The sequence below is a fragment of the Lacrimispora brassicae genome, from assembly GCF_054772055.1.
Genome location: NZ_BRYH01000044.1, coordinates 41,796 through 58,468 on the forward strand (window position 1 = coordinate 41,796; position 16,673 = coordinate 58,468).

The window sequence follows — 16,673 nt, forward strand, 5'->3', positions numbered from 1 at the left end:
GTAAAATGTTCCTTTTTGATGCAGAGATTGCCTTTGAAGAAAGGATTGGTTCTTGAAAATCCAGAAAGCTTCCTTAAAGCGAAACTCTACGTTACCTTTTTCTCAACATACATAATATTGTCCTCCTTTCCATTTCAACGGCTTATGGTTTAAAGAATAGGCAGGAGAGAATAAGTGGCAATTCATGAGCAGCGAAGAATGATTCGCAATGAATGAGCAGTTGGAACAGGCTGTTTTACAGAAAAGTGTCAGTGAAAACCAGGTTAAATGATGTAGTTCTACATTTTATAACAAAAATTAAGTAAAAGTTACATAGTTAAACGATTTAATAATTATATAAATTGTGCAAAAATACTTTACAGAATAAATCCCATGTGATAGTATGAAAATATAGGAATTAAAGGTGATTATTAACTGGTAAAATCACCTTTAATATTAATTTTTTAATTAAACGTTTAATATAAAGACAAACAAATAAGGTGGCTATGATAAGTATAAAATTGATGATGATTCCGCTGGAAATGGTTTAAATCAATGATAAATCATGGAATGGGTACATAGGGCTTGTGGAAGAAGTGATCATACCTTTTTAATGGAGTATATTAAACGATTTAACCTCATCAAGCAGCGAAGCAGAGGGTCTGACCCTTGGTCATTGCAAATATCCCATTGACCAAATGATGGAGAACCAAGTCACTGTATCCCAAATTTTAAAATCGCTGCCGGAAAGGTGGGATTTTCAGATATGGATGGGAAAGCAGTTCCGTACAGCGGCTGGGGGAGCGGAAAACAGGAAAGATGGGGTATGGATAAAAGAGTTTATCCCGTAGGAGTCATACAGATGGTATCATCTGATTTGATAAAGCAGGAATATAAAAAGGAGGATTTATCATGAAAAAGCGGGTATTAGCAGGGCTGTTGTGTGTGGCAATGGCAGCATCCATGATCACTGGATGCAACAGCGCCAAGGGGAATTCCGGGGAAACTACCAAAGGCGTATCTTCGGCAGGGAAAAACGAGATGGAGGTGGACGGAAGTGATGTGACTACATTGAACGTGTGGACCTTTATCGAGCTGCATCAGAACTTTTATGTGGCAATGGCAGAGAAATGGAATGAGGCCCATCCGGATAAAAAGGTGAAGCTGGTGCTAAGCAATATGCCCTATGATGACATGCACAACAAACTGTCTCTTGCGCTGGAATCAGGGGAAGGGGCACCGGATATTGTAGATATTGAGCTTGGCAAGTTCCCTGCATTTATGACGGGAAAGATCGGTCTCATGGAGCTTAATGATGCAATCGAACCATACAGGAAGAACATTGTAAAGTCCAGGCTGGATATTTACACAAAAGACGGGAAGGAATACGGATTTCCCACCCATGTAGGGACAACGGTGGCATTTTACAATGAAAAGCTGTTAAGTGACGCAGGGATAAACTATGAAGATATTAAGACCTGGGATCAGTTTAAGGAAGCAGGCGTAAAGTACCATGAGGCCACCGGGAAATATTTCGCCTGTGTGGAAACCTCTGCCCAGTGGATGGTCAATTTAATGCTGGCTCAAAAGGGCGGGGACTATGTTAATGAAAACGGGAAACTTAACCTGGCGAGCAATGAAATGGTAGAAGTGCTGGAATACATAAAGGGAATGCAGGAAACCGACGCATTTGCAACGGTTCCAGGCGGTCAGCCGGATAATGAGGAAGCGTATCCGTTTTACAACTCAGGAGATTATGCCGTGCAGATCATGCCATTCTGGCAGACCTCCAGATATGTGAATTATATGAAGGATTTAAAGAAGCAGGTGGCCATTGCTCCGGTGCCGGTATGGAATGAAAACGGCAAGGAGGCAGCCACCATCGGCGGAGGCGGTACTGGTACTGCCATCGTGAAATCCGGCGAACACGCACAACTGGCGGCGGAAGTAATGGCTTATATAAAGCTTTCCGAGGAGGCCAACAAGGAAGTATGGAATGTATTGGGCTTTGATCCGGTCAATACTGCGGTATGGGCCGATACCTCCCTGACCCAGAACCCGGATAACCAGTTTGTCCAGTATTTTACCAATTACCCCTTTGATACCCTGCTTAAAACAAAGGACAGCATTGGATCCTTACGGGCTTATACGGATGAAAAATATCCCTCCATCAACAATGAATTCTGCAATGTGACTTTAAACAACATTTTTGAAGACGGGGTGGATGTGAAAGAGGCCCTTCAATCCTCCCAGGAAACCCTGAATAACGAATTTAAAGAATAGGAAAAGCTGCAGGCTGCAGGAGGATGACATGTCTCCTGCAGCCGGTGAATGAGTTCCTATGAGAAAAGGGGTATGCGAAATGAAGAAATTCTTTTACTCGAAAAAGATAGCTCCTTATGTGTTTATCTGCCCGTTTGTGATCACGGTATTGTTGTTCTGGCTTGTGCCCATCTGCAATGGGGTCCTTTTAAGCTTTCAGGATGTATTAAAAGAGCAATGGGTGGGATTTGACAATTATGCGCGGCTGCTGTCTGATAAAATATTTATGAAAGCATTGTGCAACAGCTTTAAATATATGGCAGGAACGCTGATTTTTCTGATTCCTTTTCCAATGCTGTTTGCGACCCTGTTAAACAGCAAATTAATGAAAAAGGCAGACTTTTTTAAATCGGTCTATTTTATACCGGCGCTGACTTCTGTTGTGGTGGCAGGTACCATTTTCCGCCTTATGTTCGGGGAATCCTCCACCTCTCTTTTTAATCAGGTGCTGGTTTTTTTCGGAGCCTCCCCAATAAAATGGCTGAAGGGGGCATGGACCAGTTATTTTGCTCTTTTGCTTTTGTCCTGCTGGAGATGGACCGGAGTGAATATCCTGTACTTCCTTTCAGGCCTTCAGAGCATTCCCTCTGATCTTTATGAGGCGGCTGCCATTGACGGAGCCTCCAAATGGCAGCAGCTTTCTAAAATATCCGTGCCCCTGGTTAAGCCTACGACGGTTTATGTCCTGACCATCAGCATTTATGCGGGTCTGTCCATGTTTCTTGAAAGCAATATGCTGTTTAAAGGGAATAACTCCCCCAATAACATCGGCCTTACCATTGTCGGGTACCTTTACCGGCAGGGAGTTGAAAAAAGGGCACTGGGCTATGCATGTGCGGTAGGCCTGATCCTTCTGTTGGTGGTTATGCTGGTAAACATCATTCAGCTAAAGCTCACAGGTACTTTTGAAGAAGGGAGGGACTGATATGAATAAAAGAAACACAGCAAGCCTGCAGGGGAGAAAAAAGGCGGCTTCAGCCGTACTGGTCCTTATGTTTTCTATCCTTGCCGTATTGATTATCCTTCCCATCTGGGTGCTGTTTGTAGCCAGCTTTAAACCGGGCAGTGATCTGCTGCAATACGGCCTTAACCTGGATATTCGCGTTTCAAGAATGAATCTGGATAATTATATTCTTCTGTTTGCAGGGCAGCATGAATACTGGAAATGGTTCTTTAACAGCATTTGCCTTACCGTTGTCACGGTGGTGAGCACCCTGCTTGTAAGCTCCTTTGTGGGATATGGATTTGCGGCCTATGAATTCAAGGGAAAAAAGATCCTGTTTGTCATTGTTCTTCTGATCCTCTCCATTCCTTTAGAAGTAGTCATGCTTCCCCTGTATAAGCAAATGTCCGGCTGGAAGATGATGGACAGCTATGCCGCCGTCATTCTCCCCTTTGTTGCCCATGCTTCCACCATATTTTTCTTCCGGCAGTATCTGGTAAGCATTCCAGGGTCCCTGTTGGAGGCTGGGAGGATTGACGGTGCCACTGAGTACGGGATCTTTTACAGGCTGATCGTTCCTTTGATGAAGCCTGCATTTTCCGCTATGGCCATTCTCAATGGAATGAATGCATGGAACAATTATTTGTGGCCCCTTCTGGTGATCAGGTCCTCTGGAAAATATCCTCTGACCCTGGGCTTAAATACGCTTATCAATCCTTATGGTGATAATTACAGCCTTTTGATCGTGGGTTCTGTTTTCTCAGTGATCCCCATATTCCTCCTGTTTGTGGCATTCCAGAAATACTTTATTGAAGGAATGATGGCAGGGGCTGTGAAAGGGTAGAGGTGGCAGAGGATGAATGGCCGCGATTTTAAGAAAACCTCTTATAATGAACCTTTCATTGCTCAGAGGGCGGACCCGCATGTATACCGGCATGAAGATGGAAGCTATTATTTTACCGCATCGGTGCCGGAGTATGACCGGATCATCCTTCGCCGTTCTCATACGATCCTGGGATTAAAGGATGAAAAGGAAGTGACCATTTGGGAAAGGCACCGGAAAGGGATTATGAGCGTCCATATATGGGCTCCGGAGCTTCATTATATGGATGGAAGGTGGTACGTTTATTTTGCAGCAGGGGATTCGGATGACATTTGGGCGATCCGCCCTTATGTGCTGGAATGCAGAGAACAAGACCCAATGACAGGGGTATGGACAGAGCTGGGCATGATTCAGCCCTTTGATGATTATTCATTTCAGGATTTTTCCCTGGATATGACGGTTTTTGACCATAGAGGGAACAGGTACTGCATCTGGGCGGAAAAGGTCAGCGTAGGAAAGAAGATTTCAAACCTGTACATAGCCAGAATGGAGACGCCATGGAAGCTTTCATCGGAACAGGTGACTCTTTCTGCTCCTGACTATGATTGGGAACGGATCGGGTTCTGGGTCAATGAAGGTCCGGCGGTTTTAAAGCATGGAAACAGGATCTATGTCACTTATTCTGCCAGCGCTACAGGGGCATGCTACTGCATGGGGCTTTTAAGCGTTGATGCAGGTGCAGATTTGCTGGATCGGAATGCATGGGAAAAGGAAAGGGAGCCTGTATTTAAGACAGTGCCGGAAGCGGGAATTTTTGGTCCGGGGCATAATTGTTTTGTGAAAGGAGAAGACGGGATTCAGGATATTATGGTATATCATGCAAGGCAATACGATGAGATCACCGGGGATCCGCTCTATGATCCCAACCGGCATACGTATATGATGAAGGTCGGCTGGGGAGATCACGGTCCTGTGTTTAACTGGAAGAACCATATGAGATGATAAAAAGGAAAAATCAGCATTTAACAGGTGTTTTGCAGCCTGGGGAATGCTGATTTTTTCCATCCTTTCATTAATTTGTAAGAACTGGTAAGAGATTTGTCAGAAAATGTCCGAAACCTTTAGGGAAATATAAGGAATTATTCCTGTTTTTAAAGGGACTCTATGATACAATTTAAGCAGAACCATAACATATTATATAACGATAAGGAGGCAGTGAATCTATGAAAATTGGAACATTTATAAGGAGAATCGTGTTTTTACTGATGACAGTGTGTCTTTTGGCCGGATTCACTGTGGCATATAAGGGGTATGAGATGTACCGGGAGGCCCTTAATAAAACCGGACTCCAGGAACGTGTGGAAGCCGTTCAGGATAAGGAAGGCTATACGGAATATGAAAACCTGCCCCAGATTTATGTGAACGCAGTCATATCGGTGGAAGATCACCGTTTTTACCACCATAATGGGATCGACCTGGTCGCTATTGCCAGGGCCGTGACAAACGATATCAGAGCCGGGAAACTTGTGGAGGGCGGCAGCACCATAACCCAGCAGCTTGCCAAGAACTTGTATTTTGACCAGGATAAGGACATCGCCAGAAAGGCGGCTGAGGTGTTCATGGCCTTTGATATAGAGAAGAATTATACCAAGGAGGAAATTTTTGAGCTGTATGTAAACTGCATCTATTTTGGGGATGGATATTACAGCGTTGGGGATGCCAGTGCAGGGTACTTTAAAAAAATGCCGGAGGAGATGACAGAATATGAAAGCACTCTTTTGGCCGGTGTTCCTAATGCTCCGTCCAAATATGCTCCGTCCAAAAATCATGCTCTGGCGGAGAAAAGGCAGATGAAGGTCCTTCGGAGAATGGAGGAATGCGGATATTTTTCGGCAGAAGAAGCGGAGACCGTGGCGGAACAGATGGTGGCCCTTCAGTGATTTTTACTTGATGAATGGAAGTATAGAGGGTATAATGGAGTTGTTACATATATCCTGTTTTTATACAAAAGAATGGAGGAACCTATGGCTGTCAGACCGATTACAGGCAGACGTTTGAACCAATATGCAGAGAATTACGTGGTATTTGATCTTGAGACAACAGGCATCAGCGCTGAAGAAGATTTCATCATTGAGATTTCCGCGATCAAGGTGAAGGGACATGAACCAGTGGCTGAGTTTAGTGCCCTGGTTAATCCGGGCACTCATATTCCGGCCGGGGCTACCAGGGTAAATGGGATCACAGATGATATGGTAAGAGAGGCGCCTGGATTAAGGGAGGTTTTACCGGATTTTCTTTCCTTTATTGAAGGGGAAATTCTGGTGGGCCATAATATCCAGTCCTTTGACTTACGTTTCCTTTACCGGGCAGCAGAAGAACTTCTTGAGAGAGAGGTGCCCAATGATTACGTGGATACTCTTTTCATGGCAAAGTCCAGCCTGCCCCAGCTTGGCCGTTACCGCCTGACGGATATTTCGGCGTATTTTCATATTGATACGGAGGGGGCTCACCGGGCGCTTTCTGATTGCATCATGAACCAGAAATGCTATGAGCAAATGGGAAAGCTGGTTCATAAGGAGGAAGCGGAGATCTGCCCTCAATGTGGTGGAGTGCTTAGGCGGCGCAGCGGAAAGTTCGGGGAATTTTATGGCTGCACCAATTTTCCCCAGTGCCGTTTTACGAGGAATGTTTAAGAGAAAGGCTGCGGTGTATTTGACTTTACCCGACAGCCAAAGCATAGACTGGTTACATAATGAAAGAAAGGGGAAACGGTGTGGAGGATAAAAAATTATATAATAAGGTCATGTTGATCGCGTTCTGTCTGATCATGATTTTGCTTTGCGCCGGTGCGTATAGCTGGTTCCATGGCAAGGATGCCGTGCCGGATATGGAAGTGCCCCGGGAAAAGGTACAGGTTCTTCAATGGGAGCTTTGGGAGCTGGTCGGGCTTTCAGAGGCAGTCATTTAGGAGGAAGGACCGGAATGGAATTTTTAATTGAAAGGGCAGTCCATGAGGATTATCAGATCATGACTGACGTGATCCAATCCGTGTGGCAGCAGATTGAAAGGAAGGACTGGTTTGTTGCCGATGATTCGGAATACACCTGCCGAATCCTTAAGGAGGGAAATGGAATCGGTTATAAGGCCTTTGAAAAGGATTCAGGAGCCCTGGCAGGCGTTTTTATTGCGGCGCTGCCGGGTAAAAGGGAAGAAAACCTTGGCAGGGACATGGGGCTTTCCGAAGAAGAACTGGGAAAGGTGGCCCATATGGAGTCAGTGGCCATTTTTCCGGAATACCGGGGAAACGGCCTTCAGTATAGGCTTATGAAGACCGCGGAAGAAGAGCTGAGGAGGCTGGGCTGCCGGTATCTGATGTGTACGGTTCATCCGGAAAACAGATTCAGCAGGGACAACATGATAAGGCAGGGGTACCAGGTTGTCCTGACCAAGGAAAAATACGGTGGATATTTAAGGGATATATTATTGAAGGAACTTACATAAGACGCCGGGGTTTGCAAACGTTTGTTTAAAAAGCCGTTGACGTAGGGTTGATTATTCCGTATACTTTTTTTAACGGCTGACAGAAGTCACCACTGACAGGAAGCATAAGGTTGAAAGAAAAAGTAACTTTTAACCTTGGGTTTGTAAACAACGTGCCCCGCTTCATGGGGCGTCAAATGGATATGCAAGCATATCCGCTGGATTTATTGGTATTTAAAAATAAGAATAAATGAAAACAGATACCAGGAAGGTATGGGTATTCCCAAGGAATACGTATGACTGATTATGGTATCTGTTTTTATTTATGCAAGTAATGAGCCAAGGGCAGGAATGTTTTCATTTCTGCATTTGGTGAATGCTGCAGGAGTTAAATTCCCCGCAGTTTGCTGTGGGGGATTTGGCCGTAGAAAATACCGGATTTAATATGGATGTTTATGGAGGAGGAAATAGGATGATGAAGCGCAGATGGGGGATTGCAGCGGCTCTTGTGATGACTGCAGTGGTTATAAGCGGGTGTGGAAAAGCGGGCGGTACCCAGGCTCCGGGACAGACCCAGGTGGTTACAGAAGGGGCAGGAACAGACGACGCCGTAGAAAATGACAGGGTTGTGGTGGTAATGGGAGTCAGCTCAGAGCCTGAAGCAGGATTTGATCCGGCATATGGCTGGGGTGCAGGGGAACATGTCCATGAACCTTTGATACAGAGCACCCTTACGGTTACGGATAAGGATTTAAACATTGGCTATGATCTGGCAACGGATATGCAGGTCAGCAGCGATGGCCTGACCTGGACCGTAAAGATCCGGGATGACGTTTCTTTTACAGATGGGGAGAAGCTGACCGGACAGGATGTGGCCTTCACCTACAATACCTTGAGAGATACCAGTTCGGTGAATGATTTCACCATGCTGGACCGGGCAGAAGCACAGGATGATACGACGGTGGTATTTCATATGAAGCATCCATATTCCATCTGGCCCTACACCATGGCCATTGTGGGGATCGTACCGGAACATGCCTATGGACCGGATTACGGAGAACATCCCATCGGTTCCGGCAGGTACATATTAAAGCAGTGGGACAGGGGGCAGCAGGTGATCCTGGAAGCCAATCCGGATTATTATGGGGAAGCGCCCAAGATGAAACGGGTTACGGTCCTTTTCATGGAAGAAGATGGGGCTTTGGCTGCAGTTCAGTCCGGGCAGGCGGATGTTGCGTATACGGCCGCATCCTATTCGGATCTGACAATACCCGGCTATGGGCTTTTGGACTGCAAGACCGTGGATAACCGGGGCTTTAACCTTCCGGCCATTCCTTCCGGAAGCGTATCAGAAGCAGGGATTCCCATGGGAAATGATTTTACCAGCGATGTAAAGGTCAGAAGAGCCATTAATATGGGAATTGACCGGGAAGAAATGATCAATCACGTTCTGAACGGATACGGAAGCCCTGCTTACAGCGTCTGTGACAAAATGCCGTGGTATGAGCCTTCTGCAAAGACAGAGTATGACTTAGAAGGTGCAGAGGCCCTCCTTGAGGAGGCTGGCTGGAAAAAAGGCGGCGATGGAATCAGAGAAAAGGATGGAAAACGGGCGGAGCTCCATTTCCTCTATCCGGCAGGGGATTCCGTAAGGCAGGCTCTTGCAGCGGATACCATCAACCAGCTTAAAAAAGTCGGAATTGACGGTCAGATGGAGGGAGTCGGCTGGGATACGGCATATGACAGAGCCCAGACACAGCCTTTGATCTGGGGCTGGGGAGCCCATACTCCCATGGAGCTTTATAATATTTACCATACCGTGAAGGAAACCGGGCTTGCGGCTTATTCTCCTTATGCCAATGAAAAGGTGGATCAGTACATGGATGAGGCCCTGGCGCAAAGCGATCTGGAAAAATCCTATGAGCTTTGGAAAAAGGCTCAGTGGGATGGAGAAACAGGAATTACCCAGAACGGGGATATTCCCTGGATCTGGCTTGTGAACATTGACCATTTATACTGGGTAAGGGATGGATTAAAGGTTGCGGACCAGAAGCTTCATCCTCACGGACATGGCTGGTCCATCGTAAATAATGTGGATCAGTGGAGATGGGGATCATGAAAGACGGCCGGTTAGGAAGGAAGATCATTTGGTTTTTGCTTAAACAGTTTACACGGATGGCAGTCCTTCTTTTTCTGGTAAGTGCAGCAGCTTTTTTTCTTGTATCGGTTTCTCCCATTGATCCTTTAAAGGTCAATGTAGGCCAGGCGGCCCTTGGCTCCATGAGCCAGGAGCAGATCCATAAGCTTTCCCAGTACTGGGGCACTGGCCTGCCTCCTGCAGAACGGTTTTTTTCCTGGGCCGGTGATTTTATCCGGGGAGATATGGGAACCTCTCTTTTATACCGCCGGCCGGTTTCCCATGTAATCGGTGTGAAGCTGGCAAACTCCCTGTGGCTCATGGCAGTTTCCTGGTTGATTTCCGGGGCAGCCGGTTTTGCCCTTGGAACCCTGGCCGGAGCAAACAGGGGAAAGGCGGTGGATAAGGTGATTTCTGCTTATGCCCTCATTACTGCAAGCACTCCGGCGTTTTGGCTGGCCCTGGTGTTTCTGATGGTGTTTGCCGTCCGGCTCCAGGTGCTCCCTATTGGGTTAAGCGTTCCCATAGGCATGGAAGCGGCGGAAGTCACCTTAAAGGACCGGGTGGTCCATGGGATTTTGCCATGTCTGACCCTTTCCATCACCGGAATGTCCGGCATCCTTCTCCATACAAGGGAGAAAATGCTTCAGGTCATGGAAAGCGATTACGTTCTTTTTGCCAGGGCAAGAGGAGAATCCAAAAGCCGGATCGTCTTTGGCCACGGGATCAGAAACATTCTTTTGCCCGCCCTGACCCTTCAGTTTGCTTCGGTCAGTGAAATCTTCGGAGGTTCGGTTCTGGTGGAGCAGGTATTTTCTTATCCAGGACTTGGCCAGGCGGCTGTGACAGCCGGACTTGGCGGTGATGTGCCTTTGCTTCTGGGGATCACGGTTATCAGTGCTGCCATTGTATTTTCAGGGAATTTTACGGCGAACCTGCTCTACGGTATAGTAGATCCAAGAATGAGGAGAGGGAGGAAAGGCGCATGAAGCAATGGAACGGACGAAAGACCATGGTCTGCCTCCTGGTGGTTTTTATTTGCCTTTTAACGGCGGTGACCGTTGCCGGTCAGTTTTACAGAACAGAGGCCTTGGTCACTGATTTTTCCAGGAAAAATATTCCTCCCTGTCTTTCCCACCCCTTTGGAACGGACTGGATGGGCCGGGATATGTTTGCCCGGACCATGACGGGCCTTTCCATGAGCATCCGGATCGGCCTTCTCACTGCAGCGGTCAGTACGGTGACTGCCTTTTTTCTGGGACTTCTTGCAGCCTCCATGGGAAAGGCGGTGGACGGGCTTGTGGTCGGACTCATCGACCTTGTCATGGGGATCCCTCACATTCTCTTGCTGGTTTTGATCTCCTTTGCCTTGGGAAAAGGCTTTAAGGGCGTTGTGGTGGGAATCTCCTTAACTCACTGGACTTCCCTTGCAAGGCTGATCCGGGGAGAGGTTCTCCAGCTTAAGGAGAGCCAGTATATAAAAATCTCACGTAAGCTTGGTCATGGCGGATTTGAAACAGCCCTTAAGCATATGACCCCTCATTTGCTTCCCCAGCTTTTTGTGGGGCTTGTGCTGTTATTTCCCCATGCAATCCTTCATGAGGCCAGCATCACGTTTCTGGGCTTCGGGCTTTCCCCGGAGCAGCCTGCCATCGGCGTGATCCTGTCGGAGAGCATGAAGTATCTGGCAATGGGAAAATGGTGGCTGGCCCTGTTTCCGGGGATGTTTCTGGTTGCTGTTGTACTGCTGTTTCATTTAACAGGAGAAATGGTCAGCAGGCTCATGGACCCCGGATTCGTGCATCAGTAGGAGGAAATGGATTGGAAGAGAAGAAAACAGTTTTGTCGGTTAATCACTTGTCGGTATCATTTACCCAATATGAGCGGCGGATCCAAAGGACCACCCTTTTAGCCGTCAAGGATGTGAGCCTGACGGTGAAAGAAGGAGAGCTGGTGGCTGTGGTGGGCTCCAGCGGCTCAGGAAAAAGCCTGCTGGCCCATGGAGTGCTGGGGATCCTTCCCTATAATGCGTCCTGGACCGGGGAAATATCCTATTATGGGGAGAAGCTGACGGAAAAGCGGATGAAGGAGCTGAGGGGCAGGGAAATCGTTCTGGTACCCCAAAGCGTTTCCTATCTGGACCCCTTAATGAAGGCCGGACCTCAGATCAGGAAAGGCAAGCAGGATCCGGAAAGCCGAGGCAAAAGCCTTAAAACCCTGAAACGCTACGGGCTTGATGAGAGCGTGGAAAGGCTGTATCCCTTTGAACTGTCAGGAGGGATGACCAGGAGAATCCTGATCTCCACGGCGGTGGTGGAAAGACCTAAGCTGGTCATTGCGGATGAGCCAACACCGGGCCTGCACCTGGAGGCTGCAAAGCGGGTCCTGTCCCATTTCCGGGAAATGGCTGATGAAGGGGCAGGGGTGCTTCTCATCACCCATGATCTGGAACTGGCACTTGAAATTGCGGACCGGATTGTGGTATTCTATGCCGGTACCAGCGTGGAGGAAGCTTCTGCCTCTGATTTTAAAGAGGAAACATGCCTTCGCCATCCATATTCTAAAGCCCTTTACAGGGCCATGCCTGACCATGGATTTAGGGCGGCGCCGGGAACCCAGCCTTATTTAAAGGACCGTCCATCAGGATGCCCCTATGCTCCCAGATGTGAGTTTCGGGAAGCAAGTTGTTTAAGGGAAGTGGAATACGTTGGCCTGCGTGGAGGATTGGTCCGGTGCGTAAAGGCGGAGGAGGGATAAGGTGAGACTGGAAGCGGAAAACATATCATTCCGGTATGATAATGGGAATAGGCAGATATTAAATGATTTTACCATGCACATGGACAGCAAAGACCGTTTGGGGCTGATTGCTCCCAGCGGTTTTGGCAAGACCACCTGCTGCAAGATCCTTGGGGGATATGAAAGGCCGGATAAGGGGGAGGTGCTTTTGGATGGAAAGCCCCTTTCTTCCTATAAGGGTTATTGTCCTGTCCAGATGATCTGGCAGCATCCGGAAAGCTCTGTAAACCCAAGGCTTAAGCTTAAGGAGGTTTTAACGGAGGGGGACGGGGTGGAAAAACGGGTCATAGAAGGGCTGGGCATTGAACCGGAATGGTTAAACCGGTACCCATCGGAGGTTTCGGGAGGTGAGCTCCAGCGCTTCTGCATTGCCAGGGCATTGGGCGGGGGAACTAAGTTTCTCCTTGCAGATGAGATCAGCACCATGCTGGATTTGATCACTCAAAGTCAGATCTGGAATTTTCTTATATCAGAAGTGGAGAGACGCAAAATCGGCCTTTTGGTAGTCAGTCATTCCCAGGGCCTTTTAGAACGCGTATGTACAAGAAGACTTGATTTGGGCGAGGAACACCGTAAGAGGAAGGATTGGGAATAATGGATATTAGAGATATGCTTAACCTGGTAAAATCAGGTGAAATGGAGATCCTGGAAGCAGAACAGATGTTAAAGGATCTTCCCTATGAGGACCTGGGCTATGCAAAGCTGGATCACCACAGGGCGCTTCGTTCCGGCTTTGGGGAGACGGTTTTTTGTCAGGGAAAGCCGGACCCATACCTGGTGGAAATTTACAGGAAGTTCTATGAAAGAGACGGAGAGGTGCTGGGAACCAGGGCATCAAAAGAGCAGTTTGAACTGGTGAAATCCGTTGTGCCGGAGGTTGTATATGATCCCATATCCAGGATCTTAAAGGTGGAACGGCCGGGGAAAGAGAGAAAGGGATGCGTGGCGGTCTGTACAGGGGGGACGGCGGACATCCCGGTAGCAGAGGAAGCGGCACAGACAGCGGAATATTTCGGCTGTCATGTGGACCGGATATTTGATGTGGGGGTAGCCGGAATCCACCGCCTTCTGTCCCAGAGGGACAGGATCAGGAATGCCAACTGTATTATTGCGGCGGCAGGAATGGAAGGAGCCCTGGGTACTGTCATCGCCGGGCTGGCGGACTGTCCGGTCATTGCGGTTCCCACCTCAGTAGGCTATGGAGCCAGCTTCCATGGATTGTCCGCTCTTCTTACAATGCTGAATTCCTGTGCAAATGGAATTTCCGTTGTAAATATTGATAATGGTTACGGGGCCGGGTATATTGCAACACAAATCAATCGACTGGCGGTGAGATAAAATGGGAAAAATACTGTATTTGGAATGTAACTCAGGAATCAGCGGCGATATGACGGTAGGCGCTCTTTTAGACCTGGGAGCGGATAGGGAAGTTTTTACAAAGGCCCTGCAAAGCCTGGGGGTGGACGGCTATCATCTTCACTTTGGCAGAACAAGGAAATGCGGCCTGGATGCCTATGATTTTGACGTTTTTCTGGAAAACGAAGGGCATGACCATAAGGGGGATCATGGGAATGGCTGCGAAGATGACCATGATCATGAACATGACCTTGGTCATAGCCACGAGCATGGTCACGAAAACGAATACGGCCATAGCCATGAACATGATAACCACAATGACCATGACCATTGTCACGACCATGATTGTGGTCATAGCCATGAGCATGACCACGACCATGATTGTAGTCATAACCATGAGCATAATCACGACCATGATTGTAGTCATAGCCATGAGCATGATCACGACCATGATTGTAGTTATAGCCATGAGCATGATCACGGCCATGACCACGGCCATAGTCATGGACATGATCACCTAAAAGTCCACCGGAATCTTCAGGATATATATGCTATCATCGACAGGCTGGATTCCAGCAGCAGGGTAAAGGCAATGGCAAAGCAAATGTTTGATATTGTAGCGGATGCGGAGTCAAAAGCTCATGGAATTCCAGTGGAAGAGGTTCATTTTCATGAGGTGGGAGCCATTGATTCCATTGTGGACATCATCGGCGTGGCAGTCTGTGTGGACAGCCTGGGAGTGGATGAGATCGTGGTATCTCCTCTGGCGGAAGGATATGGCAGTGTCCGGTGCCAGCATGGCGTTATTCCGGTTCCGGTTCCCGCAACGGCCAACATTGTGTCAGCCCATGGTTTGAAGCTTCGTTTTACGGACAATGAAGGGGAGATGGTGACTCCCACCGGAGCAGCCATAGCGGCAGCCCTTGGGACAAGAAAAAATCTTCCTTCCTCTTTCCAGATTTTAAAGACAGGGATTGGTGCAGGGAAAAAGGACTTTAAACAGGCTAATGTCCTGCGGGCCATGCTTCTTCTGGAGGAGGAAGAAGGGGCAGGAGAAAATATGTGGGTTTTGGAAGCCAATATTGACGACTGCAGCGGGGAAGCCTTTGGCTTTGCCATGGAATGTTTATTGGAAGCCGGAGCGGCTGATGTCTGGTATACCCCTGTTTTTATGAAAAAGAACCGGCCTGCTTATATGCTCAGCCTGATCTGCCGGGAAGAAGAGATAAGCAGAATGGAAGATATCCTGTTCATTCAGACCACCACCATCGGAGTCAGAAGATACCCGGTATCCAGAACCATTCTTAACCGGAAGAAAAGGAAGGTTATGACGGAATTTGGGGAGGCGGAGGTAAAAATCTGCACCTACAAGGACAGGACGTTCTGTTACCCGGAATTTGAAAGTGTAAAAAGTATTTGCAGACAAAATGGGCTGGATTACCAGACCGTATACAGTATTATACGCAGGGAGGCGGAGAAATAATGGAACAAAACATGCTGGAAATAAAAATGAGGCTGGAACAGATGATGGCGGATTACGCCAAAGAGGATATTTGCCTGGCTTTTTCCGGGGGAGTGGATTCCAGTTTATTGCTTAAGGTGGCGGCAGAGGCAGCAGGAAAGACGGGAAAAACCGTTTGTGCGGTAACCTTTGACAGCCGTCTCCATCCCTCCTGCGATCTGGAGATCGCCGCCAGAGTAGCAAAGGAGCTGGGGGGAGTTCATAAGGTAGTTTCCGTCAATGAGCTGGAACAGGAGGAGATACGTTTTAATCCTGTAAACAGGTGCTATCTGTGCAAAAAGAAGCTGTTCCAGTCTTTGAGGGATTTTGCGGGGGAAAAGAACATCCCTTATATCATGGATGGGACCAATGAAGACGACCTGCATGTTTACCGTCCGGGAATCAAGGCTTTAAGGGAGCTGGGGATCATCAGCCCCCTGGCAGAACTTCACATTACCAAGGCCCAGGTGAAAGAACTGGCCTCATGGTACGGAATCTCCGTGGCGTCCAGGCCGTCCGCTCCATGTATGGCCACCCGTCTTCCATATAATACAGAAATTGATTATGATATCTTAAACCGTATTGGAAAAGGAGAGGAATTTGTAAGCTCTCTTGTAAAAGGAAATGTGCGGCTGAGGCTTCATAAAGACATTGTCCGCATTGAGGTGGACCGGAGAGGGATGGGAGACTTGATGGAGAAGAGCAGGGAGATCATCTCTTATTTAAAAGAATTGGGATTTACATATATCACCATGGATTTGGAAGGGTTCCGGTCCGGAAGCATGGATGTGGGGATAGAACCCATTGCGCAGAACTGATTGTTCTTCTTGTGCAGTTACAGATATTGCTGTGTTGGTTTTTCATTTCATGCTGATACGAAAAGAGTGGGTTTCCATGTCAAGGAAACCCATTCTTTTCGCATATTTCCTATTTGATTATCCGACGATATAAAGAATTATAATGAATCGAAGGTTCTTTAGAAGCTTATTAAAGCTTCTGCTTGCCATAAAGCAGATAATTTTTCACAATATGGATGCCTTGTCTGATGTGCCAAAACGTTTTGCCGGGTTTAAACACCGTCAAATGCTTCAATAAAGTTATTAATTTCCACCTGTCCATAACTCCATATGCTATTTGGATAAGTATTGCCATTGCCGTGAATTGCTTTTCAAATCAACTGCCGGTTAATAAGATTGCCGGTCATCCGGATTCATTTCCGGCTGAGTCTGTAATCTTAATTCCGGGAAGCTGTGCCATTGACGTTAAGATTTATGATAGAAACGGAAGCTGCTGTATGAGGGCTTCAGGCAATGAGGGCCTGCGTGAAGCCTCAGGC

General features: G+C 47.6%; 18 protein-coding genes. All 18 read left to right on the forward strand.

Going from position 1 to position 16,673, the window contains the following annotated elements:
• Positions 1-745 precede the first annotated feature (745 nt).
• A complete protein-coding gene (locus tag ACYVD3_RS19895) occupies positions 746-895 on the forward strand; it encodes a hypothetical protein (RefSeq protein WP_460644231.1) in 150 nt (49 codons plus the stop codon).
• Positions 892-2,262 carry an ABC transporter substrate-binding protein gene (locus ACYVD3_RS19900; protein ID WP_460644232.1) on the forward strand — a complete coding sequence of 457 codons (1,371 nt, stop codon included), beginning with the start codon at positions 892-894 and terminating at the stop codon, positions 2,260-2,262. The genes ACYVD3_RS19895 and ACYVD3_RS19900 overlap by 4 nt, the downstream gene beginning before the upstream one ends.
• 79 nt (positions 2,263-2,341) lie before the next feature.
• Complete coding sequence (locus ACYVD3_RS19905; protein ID WP_460644233.1) at positions 2,342-3,226, forward strand: carbohydrate ABC transporter permease; 885 nt, start codon at positions 2,342-2,344, stop codon at positions 3,224-3,226.
• Position 3,227: 1 nt separating this feature from the next.
• Positions 3,228-4,088 (forward strand): carbohydrate ABC transporter permease, encoded by an 861-nt coding sequence (locus ACYVD3_RS19910; protein ID WP_460644234.1) that lies wholly within the window; start codon positions 3,228-3,230, stop codon positions 4,086-4,088.
• A gap of 12 nt (positions 4,089-4,100) precedes the next feature.
• The gene (locus ACYVD3_RS19915) at positions 4,101-5,069 is read left to right on the forward strand and encodes a glycoside hydrolase family 43 protein (protein ID WP_460644235.1); all 969 of its coding nucleotides are present in this window, start codon (positions 4,101-4,103) and stop codon (positions 5,067-5,069) included.
• 221 nt (positions 5,070-5,290) lie between these two features.
• Positions 5,291-6,007 (forward strand): transglycosylase domain-containing protein, encoded by a 717-nt coding sequence (locus ACYVD3_RS19920; protein WP_460644236.1) that lies wholly within the window; start codon positions 5,291-5,293, stop codon positions 6,005-6,007.
• Between the two features lie 84 nt (positions 6,008-6,091).
• On the forward strand, positions 6,092-6,760 hold the full coding sequence (locus tag ACYVD3_RS19925; RefSeq protein ID WP_460644237.1) for an exonuclease domain-containing protein: 669 nt from the start codon (positions 6,092-6,094) through the stop codon (positions 6,758-6,760).
• A gap of 80 nt (positions 6,761-6,840) precedes the next feature.
• Positions 6,841-7,035 (forward strand): hypothetical protein, encoded by a 195-nt coding sequence (locus ACYVD3_RS19930; RefSeq protein ID WP_460644238.1) that lies wholly within the window; start codon positions 6,841-6,843, stop codon positions 7,033-7,035.
• Between the two features lie 14 nt (positions 7,036-7,049).
• Entirely contained in the window at positions 7,050-7,568 is a 519-nt protein-coding gene (locus ACYVD3_RS19935; protein WP_460644239.1) for a GNAT family N-acetyltransferase, read from the forward strand.
• 110 nt (positions 7,569-7,678) lie between these two features.
• A complete protein-coding gene (locus ACYVD3_RS19940) occupies positions 7,679-7,801 on the forward strand; it encodes a hypothetical protein (RefSeq protein WP_460644240.1) in 123 nt (40 codons plus the stop codon).
• A 218-nt stretch (positions 7,802-8,019) separates the two neighbouring features.
• Positions 8,020-9,666, forward strand: a complete 1,647-nt coding sequence (locus tag ACYVD3_RS19945; protein WP_460644241.1) for an ABC transporter substrate-binding protein — start codon at positions 8,020-8,022, stop codon at positions 9,664-9,666.
• The gene (locus ACYVD3_RS19950; protein WP_460644242.1) at positions 9,663-10,673 is read left to right on the forward strand and encodes an ABC transporter permease; all 1,011 of its coding nucleotides are present in this window, start codon (positions 9,663-9,665) and stop codon (positions 10,671-10,673) included. The genes ACYVD3_RS19945 and ACYVD3_RS19950 overlap by 4 nt, the downstream gene beginning before the upstream one ends.
• A complete protein-coding gene (locus ACYVD3_RS19955; protein WP_460644243.1) occupies positions 10,670-11,494 on the forward strand; it encodes an ABC transporter permease in 825 nt (274 codons plus the stop codon). Before ACYVD3_RS19950 ends, ACYVD3_RS19955 begins: the two co-directional genes overlap by 4 nt.
• A gap of 11 nt (positions 11,495-11,505) precedes the next feature.
• Positions 11,506-12,441: an ABC transporter ATP-binding protein gene (locus ACYVD3_RS19960; RefSeq protein WP_460644244.1), complete on the forward strand. Its 936-nt coding sequence runs from the start codon at positions 11,506-11,508 to the stop codon at positions 12,439-12,441.
• A gap of 1 nt (position 12,442) precedes the next feature.
• Entirely contained in the window at positions 12,443-13,075 is a 633-nt protein-coding gene (locus ACYVD3_RS19965; RefSeq protein WP_460644245.1) for an ABC transporter ATP-binding protein, read from the forward strand.
• Positions 13,075-13,818 carry a nickel pincer cofactor biosynthesis protein LarB gene (gene larB / locus ACYVD3_RS19970; RefSeq protein ID WP_460644246.1) on the forward strand — a complete coding sequence of 248 codons (744 nt, stop codon included), beginning with the start codon at positions 13,075-13,077 and terminating at the stop codon, positions 13,816-13,818. The genes ACYVD3_RS19965 and larB overlap by 1 nt, the downstream gene beginning before the upstream one ends.
• A 1-nt stretch (position 13,819) precedes the next feature.
• Complete coding sequence (larC, locus tag ACYVD3_RS19975; RefSeq protein ID WP_460644247.1) at positions 13,820-15,319, forward strand: nickel pincer cofactor biosynthesis protein LarC; 1,500 nt, start codon at positions 13,820-13,822, stop codon at positions 15,317-15,319.
• Positions 15,319-16,155 (forward strand): ATP-dependent sacrificial sulfur transferase LarE, encoded by an 837-nt coding sequence (gene larE, locus ACYVD3_RS19980; RefSeq protein WP_460644248.1) that lies wholly within the window; start codon positions 15,319-15,321, stop codon positions 16,153-16,155. The genes larC and larE overlap by 1 nt, the downstream gene beginning before the upstream one ends.
• Positions 16,156-16,673: the final 518 nt, after the last annotated feature.